Source organism: Hymenobacter psoromatis (assembly GCF_020012125.1).
Lineage (GTDB): Bacteria > Bacteroidota > Bacteroidia > Cytophagales > Hymenobacteraceae > Hymenobacter > Hymenobacter psoromatis.
The window spans coordinates 669,076-682,545 of the sequence record NZ_JAIFAG010000001.1 but is presented as its reverse complement, the minus strand read 5'-3'; the positions used below and the strand labels follow the sequence as shown (position 1 = coordinate 682,545).

Genomic DNA, 13,470 nt, shown 5'->3' with positions numbered 1-13,470 from the left:
TGTCTACTTGTTTTTTTACCCAATTTGAGCAAAAGGTATCACAGGACGTAAAGTAGTAGCAGTAGAAAATTCTGGATAAAGAGTTTGAAACATTACCTGTGCTTCCTCAAGTAAGTTCGGAGACTTGGCTAAGGCAGCTTTATTGAGCAACAAGTAAGCATTAGTTTCAGGACTATGCTGGTGGTTCCAACGCTCAGGCGGGAAAAAATCGCTGGCTAGCTGCGAATAAATTCGAAAGCGCTGAACGTTAATTAGTTTTTTTTCGATTTCGACTGGTTTCGGAGTACCAATAAAACCGCCAGATGCCAAAGGGTCTCGTTTTAGTATCTGTAGCATTACCGCTAGACAAGTATTCAAAATCCGAATAGCTTCCGCTGGACCATCATTTGTTTGGTAGGCGTACTTAGCCTCTGGGTCACGCTCATAGCGATGAAGTTTGAGGTAAAACTTCAGCACATATATGTGATGTTGGTACTTTTCAGCCTGAATGATGTAATGTTGGCCCTTCTTAGTTTGAAACGGGCAGATATACCGCTCAATCAAAAAGCCGCCTGGGGAATAAGGCGGCTTTTCAACTACAAAGCGGAACGGGTAAACGTTACCCGGAAAATCGCGTGGAATCAAAACAAGTACGGATAGGCTTTACGACGCTTGGCCTCCAACTCTTGCGGCTGCACAGGACGAAAAGCACCTGTTTGCACTACATGACTAGATGAGCATGTAACTATTTTTGAACCAGGCTTGTCAGCAGTAGGCTTGGGAATGTTAGTGTTCATAGTTACAAAGTTACAATAGCTGGGCCAAAGTTGAGAAGACAGTTGCAATACTTCATAAACAGTCAAAGGGTTGAGTGTTCCGAAGTTGGCGCGGACTTGTAGCTCGCGTTAATAGCTGCACTTAATGCACAGCAGCAAGCTACACCAGAACCGCTATTTCGCCTGCTGCCCGTCTTCGTACTCCTGCACCCAATCTTCCAACACGATACCAACCATATCAGCAAAGTGGCGGGTGTTGTGCGTAATCAGCATCAGCTTATGCGCCACTATTGAGCTGCCAAGCAGCCTATCGAACTCACCTTACAGGCAGCCGATGCGTTTCGAGTGGGTTTCTGCTGGGCATAGGTTTCCGGCGTGGCCGAGATGCCTGGCCGATGGGTAGCAGGAGACAGCCACAGGAATTTATCCAGATTCTGGCAATGCGCAGCGCTGGCTTCCGGGCAGCTTAGGAACCGGGCTTTACCCTGCCCATTTTGCGCAGCTGCTTTTCGTCGCGGCGGCTCATGCCGGGCACTTTCTCGTTGTGGCGGCGGGCGCGGGGGCTACCGGCATCGTGCATGGGAGGCGTGACGAGGGGCTGGCTGCCCGGCACGGTGCCGGGCGTGATGGTACCCCCGGCGGGAGCCACGCCCCCGGAGGGCAGCACGGTTTGGGCCAGTGCGGCGCTGGCGGATAGGGTGAGGGCGGCCAGGAGGATGGACAGGAATTTCATGGCTAACTAAGAAGAAGAGGGGGGAAATTAAGTGGGTCGTTTTGATGGCGCACGGGGCCGCCGTGGTGGTACAAGTAGCTTATGGGCGGGCGGCCGCTAGCGTCAGCACCTCGCGCACTTTCGTCCACTTTATAGCGGGGTAGCGGGCGTTGTCGAGGGGCTCCAGGCGGGGTAGGCCGGTGAACATATTGTGCAAATACTGCATCCCTTGCCAGGGCGGAAACACCTCACCGGGGGCCGGCGCGAGGCGGCGGGTGATATTAATCATGAGTTTTAATACCCAGAGGCCACCGGCGCGCAGCCGACCGAAGCGGCGGCCGGTAGCGGCGCTGGCATCGGCCTGGAGTCGGCGCACGGTGGCCGTTTGGCCAGCAATGCGCAGGTAGCGGGGCGTGGTGGGGTCGAGGGCGGCCAGGGCCGTGTAAGCGGCCGTGTCGGCGATGGTGGTGAAGTCGAGGGGCTGGTCGGCGCTACCCCAGTAAAGCACCCGGCGGATGGGAAACAGCACGACCGGGGCCTGGCCGGTGAGCAGGTCCATAAACATGCCGTTGAGGATGGACGTGGCCCGGATGGGCGCTTTATCGAGGATGCCGCCAAACTCGCGGCGCAGGTCGAGGTTGCGGTTGCTGCCAGCAGGAAGCTTCGTGAAGTCGATGGCGAAGTCGGAGGGGATGAAGCGGGGCACGCCGGCGGCTACGGCGGCAGCGAGCAGGTGGGTTTGGGCATCCACGATGGTAGCGCGCAGGCCCGAGAGGGCTGATATCACGCAGGCCACGCCAACCAGCGCCTGCGTGAGGGCGGCTTTATCGGCCAGCTCGATTGCGATTATTTCCGCCCCGCGCGCGCGCAGCTGGGCTATTTCGGGCTTGGCGGCGCTGCCGGGACGCACGAGTACCAGCAGGGTAGCACCGCGGTCGAGGAGTTGCTGGGCAATGCGGAAACCCAGGTCGCCGGTAGCGCCGGCCAGGGCAATTAGGTTATCGGCCATTCGGAGTAGAAACGAAAAATTACCCCGAGATACGCAGCAGGCCGGCCAGAGATGTGCCGCGGCCGGCGGCGGGCCGGATAAGCTGACTGGCAGCTACCAGCGTTTACGCCCGAAGCAGTGGTTCGGCCTAAGGTAGCGCCGGGCCTGGGCCGGCGCGATTTGCGGCGGAGCAGGTGCGCTAGTGCCCGCATCGGCTAAATTGCTTTAGCTTAGCGCAAAATACCTCCGACAGCGCGCAGCAGCCGGAGCCTCTTTTCTCCCACCCATTCTTTGCAAGCAGGTTATGAGTGAACTTCCCGAAGTGCCCTCGCGGCGCGAATTTGTCAAGCAGGGTACCGCGGCGGCGGCTTTCTTTATTGTTCCGCGCTTCGTGCTGGGCGGCAAGGGCTACACCGCGCCCAGCGACCAGCTGGTGGTGGCCGGCGTGGGGGTAGGCGGCAAGGGCGAGAGCGACATCGCCAACTTCGCCAAAACCAGCAAGGCCCGCATCGCTTACCTCTGCGACGTGGACGAAAGCCGCGCTGCCCGCACGGTAAAGGCGTTTCCGCAGGCGAAGTTTTACAAGGACTGGCGCAAAATGCTGGATAAGGAGAGCAAGCACATCGACGCGGTGTCGGTGTCCACGCCCGACCACAACCACGCCATTATTACGCTGGCGGCCATGCAGCTCGGCAAGCACGTGTACGTGCAGAAGCCGCTGACCCACGACATCTACGAGGCCCGCGCGCTCACCGAGGCGGCCAAAAAGTACAAGGTAGTGACCCAGATGGGCAACCAGGGCGCTTCCAACGACGGGGTGCGGCAACTGCGGGAATGGTACGACGCGGGCACCATCGGGGAGGTGCACACGGTGTATTGCTGGACCGACCGCCCGGTGTGGCCCCAGGGGATTCCGTGGCCCACGACCGCCGCGCCGGTGCCCGCTACCCTCGACTGGGACCTATGGCTGGGCACGGCCCCGGCCAAAAACTTCGTGGATAAGCTGGTGCCCTTCAACTGGCGCGGGTGGTGGGACTACGGCACCGGCGCGCTCGGCGATATGGGCTGCCACCTAGTGGAAGCGCCCTTCCGGGTGCTGAACCTGGGCTACGCCAGCGCCGTGCAGGCCAGCGTGGGCAGCGTGTACGTGGATGAGTTTAAGCGCGGCTATTTCCCCGACAGCTGCCCGCCGTCGAGCCACGTCATCCTCAAATTTCCGCAAACCGACAAGACCCAGCACCCCGTAACGGTGCACTGGATGGACGGCGGCATTCAGCCCGAGCGCCCCGACGAGCTGGAGCCCAACGAGAAGTTTGGCGACGGCGGCAACGGTATTCTGTTCATCGGCGACAAGGGCAAGATGATGGCCAGCACCTACTCCGAAAACCCGCGCCTGCTGCCCACCTCGCGCACCCAGCAGGTGCAGGTGCCCCAGACGCTGGCCCGCGTGCCGGGCCAGGCCAACGGCCACTACGGCCAGTGGGTGGAAGCCTGCCTGGCCGGCTACGGCAAGATGGCCGTCAGCTCGCCCTTCGAGATTGCCGGCCCGCTCACTGAAGCTTTGCTGATTGCCAACCTGGCCATTCGCGGCTACGACATTCAGCGGCCCCGCGCCACCGGGCCGGGCGGCAGTATGGACTACCCCGGCCGCGGCGTCGAGCTGCTGTGGGACCCTAAAAACCTGCGCATCACCAACTTAGACGACGTGAATCAGTTCGTGAAGCGCACGTACCGCACGGGCTGGTAGGCGGGGGGTAGGGCCGGGCGGCGGCCGGATTTCGGTTGCCGCCCGGCCTTTCGCGTAAAAGGGGCGGCGACTTACTACTCTCGCCGTTTTTTTGCGCATGGCAACCTACACCGTCGAACGACTTTCCTTCCAACACCTGACCGAGCTGCCCCAAGCGTGGCAAAACGCCGACTATCTGGCCCTGCTCACGCAGCTCGACTACGACAACCCCGCGGCCCTACCCCCCGCCGAGCTGAAGGAGATGTGCCAGATGGCCCTCACCGACCTGGAGCCCGCTGCCGCCGCTCAGGCCGTGCTCACCTACCTGCTGGCCGATGAGCTGACCGAAGGCCAAATAGAGCAGTTGGCCCACCAGATGGAAACCGAAAAGCTCTGGGAAGAAAACCCCGCCATGAAGCTGCACCCGGCTTTTTTCAACGCCACGCAGCTACTCTATACCGCCTACAACGGCAAGTTTCCGCACCCGCAGGCCGTCGAGTTCAAGGTCAAAATCACGGCCCCTACCCCCGACGACTTGGCCGTGCTCGACCAGGAGCCGGCCGTGCCGCTGCTGCGCCTGCTGGCTCAGGGCCTCACCGACCACGCCCTGCTGCACCGCCTGTTTAGTGAGCAGCTGGCGGGCGGCGAGTTTGCCGAGGCACCAACCATTCTGTGGCAGCTCACGCCGGGTGAGAAAACCGCTGACAGCGTGGTATTTGATATTATCAGCTCTGATTACTGGCTGGAAGACTTCAAGTACGCCGACACCTACGAGGCGACGCTGCCGGACGCATAGCGCACAACTGATAAAAACAGCAGAACGTCAGGCTGAGCTTGCCGAAGTATCTCTACCGCCTCGTTGGATGAAGCAGTAGAGATGCTTCGGCAAGCTCAGCCTGACGTTCTGTTGTATATAAGTATAACTACTTGCTGGTCAGCTTTTTAATCAAATCCGTTTCGTCCTGGCGGTAGGGTGTGCCGTCCGGGCGAAACACTTCGTGAAACCACTCATTAGGCTCCGAGCCGTCGGGCAGGGGCGTATCCCAGGCGTACTTGGTGTTGGTTTTGCCCGCCACAAGGCCCCAGTTGATGGCGGCTACGTGGTATTTTTTGAGTACGGGTAGCACATTAGCAAAGCGCGAGTTGCGGGGCCGGGCCATGTACTCGGTGCAGAGGAGCGGCCGGCCGTGGGTTTCGAGCGCCTCGATAAGGTGCTGCTGCTCCACGCCATCGCCATAGTTGTGATAGGTAATGACATCCGAATGCAAAGCTTGGTAGGTATTGAGAACCCGCAAATCTAGGTTCCAGAGGCCCGAGCTCAGGGGCTGGTCGGGGCGCACGGCCTCGGCCCAGGCAAAGACGTTGCGCAGCAGCGGCAGCGAGGCATTGCCCTTGCCCTCGTTGCCGGGCTCATTGTATAAATCCCAGAGCGCGATGCGCTTATCGTGGCCAAAGCTGGTGAGCACGTCGGTCACGTAGGGCCTTAATTGCACGAAGGTGGCCGAGTCGCGCGAGGCGGGGTCGCCGGGGTCCTGCATCCAGCCCGAGTTGTGGATACCGGCGCGGGGCGCGGGCTGTGGGCCGGCTTTGGGGCCCTTGTTCCAGCAATCATCAAAGAAGACGAAGATGGTGCAGATGTGGTGCTTGTCGGCAATGGCTAGGTAGTCGTTCAGCCGCTTTTTGAAGCCCGCCGGGTCTTCCTTCCAAGCCAAATCGTGCAGGAACACACGCATAGTATTGAAGCCGATACCCTCGGCCCAGCCCAACTCCTTGTCAATGGTGGTGGGGTCGAAAGTAGCGGCCTGCCACATTTCGAGCTGATTGATGGCGGTGCTGGGGATGAAGTTGGCCCCCGTCATCCAGGGGCGGGCCTGGTACCAGGCGTTGGCTTTGGCGCGGGGCCAGCGCACGTCCTGGCCGGGGGCCAGCATGGCCGCGCCGCCCTTGGTTTTGGTCTTTACTTTCTGCGCCTGCGCGGCCGGCGCGCCGAGCAGCGCCAGGCCCAGCAGCAGCCAGGATAGTTTCTTCATGCGGAAGGGGTAGGAAAGATGGAGGGCTAAGGTAGCAAGCGCACCCTTAACCGCGGCCGGCCATCAGGCGAGAGTCGGGCAGGGCGATAACCGCCCACGGGCGCTACCTTGCGGCAACCTCAGAGCTACCAGGTAGCGCCTGCGAGTTCGCATCTACTTCCTAAAATATGCTTTGTAAAAAAGCCATTGTAGTGCTCACGCTGAGCACTTTGGGCGCGGGCGCGGCGCGGGCCCAGACGCTGCGCCCACCGGCTTATCCCCTCGTTACGCACACCCCGTACTTCAGCGTGTGGGCTTTTCAGGATACGCTGGCCGCCGGGCCTACCCGGCACTGGACCGGCGCACCGCAGAGCCTGGAAGGCGTGGTGCGGGTAGATGGCCGCGCTTACCAGTTTTTGGGCCAGGCGCCGCCGCAGTACCGGGCCCTGATTCCGACGGCGGCCGAGCGGCCGTATGCGGCGCGCTACACGTTTGCGGCCCCGGCGGCGGGCTGGGAGAAGCCGGCTTTTGCCGGGGCGGCCCGCTGGAAAACCGGCCCGGCCCCCTTCACCAACGACGCGAAGCAGCCCGGCACGCAGTGGACCACCCACGACGTGTGGGCGCGCCGCACCATCGGGCTGCCGGCCGCGCCGCCCACCGGGCCCCTGACGCTGCTGCTACTGCACGACGACGACGCGGAAGTGTATATCAATGGCGTGCTGCTGCTTAAGCAGGCCGGTTATAATGACCAGTACGACCGGTTCGCGGTGCCCGCGGCGGCGCGCGGCGCGTTGCGCAAGGGCGAAAACGTGCTGGCCATGCACTGCGTGAACCCCCACGGCGGGGCGCACCTCGACGCGGGCCTCTACGAAACGCTCCCTACCCCGGCCCCGCTGCCCCAGGCCCGCCAAACGGCCGCGACGCTGACAGCCACCCAGACGAGCTACACCTTCGCGGCCGGCCCGGTAATACTGACTGTCAGCTTCTTATCGCCGCTGCTGCTCGATGAGCTGGAAACCCTGGCCCGGCCTATTAGCTACGTCACCTGCACGGCCACGGCACCCGATGGCAAAGCGCACCCCACCCAGGTACTGCTAACCGAGGCCGGCACGCTGGCCAGCAACACGCCCTACCAGGAGGTGGCCGACCGCCCCGGCGCGGCAGGCAGCCTGCGCTGGCGGGCCGTGGGCACCACCCAGCAGCCCGTGCTGGCCACGGCCGGCGACAACGTGCGCATCGACTGGGGCTACGCCTACCTGGCCGCGCCCGGCGCGGCGGCGCTGGCTAGCGGCGACCCGCAGCAGCTCAAGCTGGCATTTGCCAAAACCGGCACCCTACCCCCCACCGGCCCGGCCCACCCCGCGCAAGCCCAGCGCGTGGCCCAGGCCGCCGTGCTCGACTTGGGCCGGGTAACCGCCACGCCCGCCGAGCAGCACCTGCTGCTCGGCTACGATGAGCAGTATGCCGTGCAGTACTTCGACCAGAACCTACGGCCCTGGTGGCGGCGCGACCCGGCCATGACGATGGATAAGGCCCTGCAAGCCGCCGAGACCGACTACCCCCGCCTGCGCCAGAAGGCCACCGAGTTTGATAAAAAAATGTACGCCGATGCCCAGGCGGCCGGCGGCCGGCAATACGCCGACTTGTGCCAGCTGGCTTACCGCCAGGCCATTGCGGCGCACACGGTGGTAGCCGGCCCCAAGGGTGAGCTATTTTTCTTTTCCAAAGAAAACTTCTCCAACGGCTCCATTGGCACGGTGGACATTACGTATCCGTCGGAGCCGCTTTTTCTGCTCTATAATACCGAGCTGGCGAAGGGAATGCTGCGCTTTATCTTCGACTATTCGGAGTCGGGGCGCTGGAAAAAGGACTTTCCGGCCCACGACGTGGGCACCTACCCCCTGGCCAACGGCCAGACCTACGGCGAGGACATGCCAGTGGAAGAAGCCGGCAACATGCTGATTATCACGGCGGCGGTGGTGAAAATGGATGGTAAGCCCGACTTCGCCCGCGCGCACTGGCCCACCCTCACCAAGTGGGTCAGCTTTCTGAAGCGCGATGGCTTCGACCCGGCCAACCAGCTCAGCACCGACGACTTTGCCGGCCACCTAGCCCGCAACGTTAACCTCTCGGCTAAGGCCATTATGGGCATCGCCTGCTACGGCCAAATGGCCCGGCAAATGGGCGATGCCAAAACAGCTGACGAGTATACCACCCTGGCCCGCGACCTGGCCAAAAAATGGGTAACGATGGCCCAGGACGGCGACCACTACGCCTTGACCTTCGACAAGCCCGCCGGCTCGTGGAGCCAGAAGTATAACCTGGTGTGGGACAAAATACTCGGCCTGAACATCTTTCCACCCGAAGTAGCGCAGCAAGAAGTGGCTTTCTACTTAAAGCACCAACAGAAATACGGCCTACCCCTCGATAGCCGCAAGACCTACACCAAGTCGGACTGGATACTCTGGACCGCCACGCTGGCTGGCAGCCGCGCCGATTTTGAGGCGCTGGTGGCCCCGGTCTGGCAGTTTGCCAACGAAACCCCCAGCCGCGTGCCCCTCAATGACTGGCACGAAACCACCGATGCCAAGCAAGTCGGCTTCCAGGCCCGCTCGGTGGTGGGCGGGTATTTTATGAAAATGCTGGATGTGAAGCTGAACGGGAAATAGCGGCCATAAAAAACCCGCTTGTCTTGGCGAGCATGTTGCGCATCAAGCAGGGACAAGCGACTTTTATGCTACTCATTGCGCAGCTCAAACCGCTCGAACGTGGCCGTGGCCGATGCCGGGCCCTGGGCCACCACGCCCACCCGCACGCCGCGGTCCCAGGGGGGTAGGAACTGGCCGTCAGCGGTTTCACTGGCGGGCAGCAGCTCGGTCCAGGTGCGGCCGTCGGGGCTGTAGGCGAAGCGGTAGCGGCTGCCGCCCTGGTCCTGCACGCGCAGGTGCAGCGCCGCCGCGGGGGGTAGGGCGGCTTCGGCCAGGGTGCGGGTTTTGCCGTCGCGGCGCTCCTGCACTTGCAGCTTGCCCGCGCCGGCCAGCACGCTCAGGGCATTGTTGGGGTCGCCGAGGGCGGCCAGGCCGGCGGTGGTGCCGGGAGGTAGGGCGCTGGGGTTCAGCAGCGTGGTGGTGGCCGAATAGTTGGCCGCCAGCGTGGGCCGGCCCAGCGCCGCGCCGCCCTTGTCGGGCCGGGCCGTGAGGCGGAGCTGCCCATTTTGCAGGGCAAATGCGGGCTTATCTTCCACCGGCCACTCCCAGGCGGGAGCCAGGGTAGCGCCGGCAAACTCGTCGGCCACCACGGCCGGCACTTTGGCGGGCGCCACGGGGGTAGTGTGGTTGTTCAGAAACTCGGGCCAGCCGCTTTTAGTCCACACAAACTCGCTGAGTACGCCCTGGCGGCCCACATTCTGGAAGCTGCCACCGGTCTGGTAGGCGTGGTGCAGCAGGTACCAGTGCCCAGCGCGCTCGATGGGCGTGCCGTGGCCGGGGCAGGTCCAGACGTCATTTTTGGTCAGAATAGGGTTGCGGTCGTACTTCTCCCAAGGGCCGAGCAGCTTTTTGGCCCGCGCTACCCCCGTGGCGTAGGTGCAGCCGGGGCCGCAGCAGCCGTTGGCGGCATAAAACAGGTAAAAATAACCGTCGTGGCGCACCACGCTGGGGCCTTCCACCAGGTTGCCCTCCCAGGCGGCGGTGTTGCGAAACAGCTCGGTCTTCTCCCCTACCAGGGCCGTGCGGTCGGCGCTGAGACGCTGCGCCCAGAGGGGGGTAGGCTTTTTTACGCTGTTGCTGTCTTCCTTCCAGATGAGGTAAGGCTGGCCGTTTTCATCGTGGATGGGGAAGCCGTCGATGGAGCCGTCGGGCTGGCCCACCAGCGGGCCGTGGTCGCGGTAGGGCCCTTCGGGGCGGTCGGCGCTGGCCACGCCCACGGCCAGGTTGCCGCCGCGCTTATGCGCCGTGTAGAAGACGTAGGTTTTGCCGTTGGCATCGTGGTTGATTTCGGGCGCCCAGAAGTAGTAGTCGGCCCACGCCGGCCGCTCGCCCGGAAACACGTGCCCCACCAGGCTCCAGTGCTGCAAATCGGTCGATTTCAGCAGCGGAAACGTGGGGCCCCAATTAGAGGAAGTAGCAGTAGCCCAGTAGGTGTCGCCCACCTTGGTCACCGACGGGTCGGGGTAGTCGCCGGCCAGCACGGGGTTGGCGATGGCGAGGGGGGTAGGCGTGGCGGGCCGGGCCGGGGCCGCCTGCACGCGGGGCTTGGTCCTGGCCTTGACATTTGCCTGGGCCGTGGCCCCGAGCGGCGCAGCCCCGAGGCAGCCGGCCAGGACCAGCGCGTAATAAAGCTTTTTGGTGCGCATAAGCAGAACAGCAAAACGGCCTGCACTTGGCAGGCCGTAGCGTGAAGAAACAAGAGACTAGTAATCAGCGAATCAGCAGCTACTCACCGGCCGGCCGGGTTATCGGCGTATTGATAGCCACCGGGGTGCCGAAGTTAGGCGTGCCATCGGCATTCCAGGTGAACTGCTGCATGCGGGGGTTGCGGGGGTTGCCGCAGCCCTGGTTGGCGCTGCTGTTGGCGTGGTATACCAGCCAGTTTTGGGTGCCATCTTTCGAGATAAAGAAGCCGTTGTGGCCGGGGCCGTAGGCCCCATTAGCGGGGTTTTTCACGAATACCGGCGTTTGCGATTTCGACCAGGCGGTGGGGTCCAGCGGGTTGGTGCCGGTGAGCGTGAGCATTCCCAGGGTATAATCGTCGGTGCTACACTGGCTGGCCGAATACGTGAGAAAGGTCTGGCCGTTGTGCTGCAAAATCTCGGGGCCTTCGTTCACCTTGGGGTAGCCGTTCAGCTCCCAGCTCAGCTCGGGCTTGGTCAGCAGCACGCGTGGGCCGGTAATCGTCCAGGGGTTGCTCATGGCCGAGATGTAGATATTCTGCTGTTCGGAATTGGCTTCCTGGCCCGACCACAGCGCGTAGCGGCTGCCGTTCAGGTCAAACACGGTCATGTCAATCGACCAAAAATCCTGGGTGGGAACATAAATGCGGCCCTTATCCGTCCAGGTGCCGGTGGTAGGGTCAGTGTTGGCGTTTTCGAGCACCCACGAGCGCTGGCCGCCGCAACAGCCCTGGCTGGCCGGGCCGGCGGTGTAGTAGAGGTACCACTTGCCATCGAGGAAATGCAGCTCGGGGGCCCACACGTTGTTGGTGTTGTTGCCGTTGGGCAGCGGCGTCCACACAATGGTCGTGGGGGCCGAGCCCAGGTCGGCCATCTTCGCCGTTTTGCGGATGGTGACGTTGTTGCCGGTAGTGGCCATGAAGTAATAAAACCCGTCCTTTTGTACCACCCACGGGTCGGGGCCGGAGGCGAGCAGCGGGTTGGTGAAAGTGGTGGCTGCCGGGGCTGGTGGAGCCGGCGGGGGGGTAGGCGACGGGCTGCTGCCGTCATTTTTGCTGCACGACAGCAGCACGAAGAGCAGCGGAGCCAGCAGCCGCGAGAGATAACCAGGACGAACAAGCATAGTGCGAGGGTGGGAGAAGAAAGCGGACTGCTGGTGAGAGAGTTAGGAGTCTAGGATAAACGCCTTTTGAGTAAGTCCTAAACTCTCAACCCCTTCGAACTAATAGCCTTGGTTCTGGGTGAGGCCGATGAGGTTAACATCCTGCTGAGGCAGGGGTAGCAACTGCGACTTACCCACGATAAAATTGTTGAATTGCGCGTCGTGCTGCTTGAGCTGGTCAATGCCCGCCTGGTTGTCGAGCAGGCCGTAGCGCTGCAAGTCAAACCAGCGCAGGCACTCGCCGGTCAGCTCCGTCACGCGCTCATGGCGCAACTGCATGCGCAGCGTGGCCTGCGTGAAGTTGCCCGCCACCAGTGGGGCCAGCCCGGCGCGCTGCCGCACCTGGTTGATGAGCGGCACGGCGGCCGCCGTCTGGTTCTGCTCATTCAGGGCTTCGGCTTGCAGCAGCAACACATCGGCGTAGCGCATCACCCGGAAGTCGTTGGGCGAGTCGAAGTTCTCATCGCCGCGGTAGTAGTCGCTCTGGTACTTGCGCCAGTAAGTGCGGCCGAGGTTGAAGTTATCGCCTTTGTAGCGGTTAAGGAAACCGTAGGTGCCGGCCGCAAAGCCGGCCGGCCGCGAGAGGTCGTACACCAGCGAGTCGGCGCTGAGCGGCAGGGGCGAGACAAACTGGCGGTAGTTATAAAACACGGTGGCGGCCAGGCGCGGGTCGCGCTGCCCGGCGGTGGTACCCTCCTGCAAAAACTCACTCACTACCCACGGGCGCATCTCGCAGTCGGTGAAGCCCAGGTTGGCCGTACCGCCGTTTTGGGGCGGGCCGAAAAACTTGGGCCGCTGAAAGCCCTGCGAAGTAGTGGCGTCAACGCCGCCCTGGCCGTCGGGGCCGCCAATGTTGTTGTCTAGAAACTGCACTTCGAAAATACTCTCCGCGTTGTTTTTGCTCGTGTGGCGGAAGTTGTCGGTGTAGTTGGTGAGCGAGTAGGTGCCCGCGCCGATAACCAGTGCGAACTGCGCCTGCGCGTCGGCCCAGCGCTTGTTTTGCATGTAGGCTTTGCCGAGCAGCGTGCGGGCGGCCCCCACCGTGGCGCGGCCCTGGTCCGAGCCGCCGTAGGTAGCCGGTAGGTTGGGCGTGGTACCGGTGCCGATGGCGGCTTGCAGGTCGCTGATAACCAGCGCCCACACCTGCGCCGACGTACCCTGCGCCGGGCGGTAGTCAAGGGCCGCCGGCTGCGTCGACAGCGGCACGTTGCCGAAGAGCGACACCAGGTTGAAGTAGCTCAGGGCCCGCAGAAAAGATGCTTCGCTCACGATGCGGGTGCGCAGGGTCGCGTCCATCTGAATGGCCGGCACGTTGGCCAGCACCTGATTGCAGCGGTCAATGGTGCGGTAGCAGTCGCGGTAGACGTTGGCGGTTGCCTCGAAATTGTAGTCGGTCTGCACGAAATTGGTCATGTCGCGCAGCAGCGTATAGGGGCTCTCGCTCCAGCCATCGTCGGCGCGCCCGTCATACACGAAGGAAAACCAGCGGCGATACATGCCGATGGCTTGCAGGCCCGCGTAGCAGGCGTTGGAAGCGCGCACCGCGTCGTCGCTCGTTTGCCAGAAGGTAGCGGTGGTGGCTAGGTTGGGGTTGCTCTGGTCGAGCAGGTCTTTTTTGCAGCCCGTGGCCAGCAGCGTGCTGGCGGTGGCCAGGGCCAGTAGTATTTTTTGCGAGGAGGATTTCATCACCAGAAGAGATTAAAGCGGAAAAACTAACGGGGCCGGGCA

Annotated in this window: 10 protein-coding genes; 3 read left to right on the top strand and 7 right to left on the bottom strand. The window is 62.6% G+C overall.

The window, feature by feature from the left end; translation table 11 throughout:
- Window positions 1-15 precede the first annotated feature (15 nt).
- The 3 genes from LC531_RS02905 to LC531_RS02895 form a co-directional block, all read right to left on the bottom strand.
- Window positions 16-624, bottom strand: a complete 609-nt coding sequence (locus tag LC531_RS02905) for a hypothetical protein (RefSeq protein WP_223648823.1) — start codon at window positions 622-624, stop codon at window positions 16-18.
- Window positions 625-1,221: 597 nt separating this feature from the next.
- Window positions 1,222-1,488: a hypothetical protein gene (locus tag LC531_RS02900; protein WP_223648822.1), complete on the bottom strand. Its 267-nt coding sequence runs from the start codon at window positions 1,486-1,488 to the stop codon at window positions 1,222-1,224.
- A 79-nt stretch (window positions 1,489-1,567) separates the two neighbouring features.
- A complete protein-coding gene (locus LC531_RS02895; RefSeq protein ID WP_223648821.1) occupies window positions 1,568-2,476 on the bottom strand; it encodes an NmrA family NAD(P)-binding protein in 909 nt (302 codons plus the stop codon).
- 283 nt (window positions 2,477-2,759) lie between these two features.
- On the opposite strand from LC531_RS02895, the gene LC531_RS02890 reads away from it, so the two are divergent.
- Both LC531_RS02890 and LC531_RS02885 read left to right on the top strand, forming a co-directional pair.
- Window positions 2,760-4,202 carry a Gfo/Idh/MocA family protein gene (locus tag LC531_RS02890; protein ID WP_223648820.1) on the top strand — a complete coding sequence of 481 codons (1,443 nt, stop codon included), beginning with the start codon at window positions 2,760-2,762 and terminating at the stop codon, window positions 4,200-4,202.
- Between the two features lie 97 nt (window positions 4,203-4,299).
- Window positions 4,300-4,977 (top strand): hypothetical protein, encoded by a 678-nt coding sequence (locus LC531_RS02885; protein WP_223648819.1) that lies wholly within the window; start codon window positions 4,300-4,302, stop codon window positions 4,975-4,977.
- A 127-nt stretch (window positions 4,978-5,104) separates the two neighbouring features.
- On the opposite strand, the gene LC531_RS02880 is transcribed toward LC531_RS02885, so the two are convergent.
- Window positions 5,105-6,211: a glycoside hydrolase 5 family protein gene (locus LC531_RS02880; RefSeq protein ID WP_223648818.1), complete on the bottom strand. Its 1,107-nt coding sequence runs from the start codon at window positions 6,209-6,211 to the stop codon at window positions 5,105-5,107.
- Between the two features lie 167 nt (window positions 6,212-6,378).
- On the opposite strand from LC531_RS02880, the gene LC531_RS02875 reads away from it, so the two are divergent.
- A complete protein-coding gene (locus LC531_RS02875; RefSeq protein ID WP_223648817.1) occupies window positions 6,379-8,859 on the top strand; it encodes a glutaminase family protein in 2,481 nt (826 codons plus the stop codon).
- Between the two features lie 68 nt (window positions 8,860-8,927).
- Here LC531_RS02875 and LC531_RS02870 read toward each other — a convergent pair whose 3' ends face one another.
- The 3 genes from LC531_RS02870 to LC531_RS02860 all read right to left on the bottom strand — a co-directional run bounded on the left by LC531_RS02870 (window position 8,928) and on the right by LC531_RS02860 (window position 13,428).
- Window positions 8,928-10,544 carry a family 43 glycosylhydrolase gene (locus LC531_RS02870; RefSeq protein ID WP_223648816.1) on the bottom strand — a complete coding sequence of 539 codons (1,617 nt, stop codon included), beginning with the start codon at window positions 10,542-10,544 and terminating at the stop codon, window positions 8,928-8,930.
- A 79-nt stretch (window positions 10,545-10,623) separates the two neighbouring features.
- Window positions 10,624-11,703, bottom strand: coding sequence for a glycoside hydrolase family 43 protein (locus LC531_RS02865; RefSeq protein ID WP_223648815.1), 1,080 nt, complete (start codon window positions 11,701-11,703; stop codon window positions 10,624-10,626).
- Window positions 11,704-11,802: 99 nt separating this feature from the next.
- Window positions 11,803-13,428, bottom strand: coding sequence for a RagB/SusD family nutrient uptake outer membrane protein (locus tag LC531_RS02860; RefSeq protein ID WP_223648814.1), 1,626 nt, complete (start codon window positions 13,426-13,428; stop codon window positions 11,803-11,805).
- Window positions 13,429-13,470 lie beyond the last annotated feature (42 nt).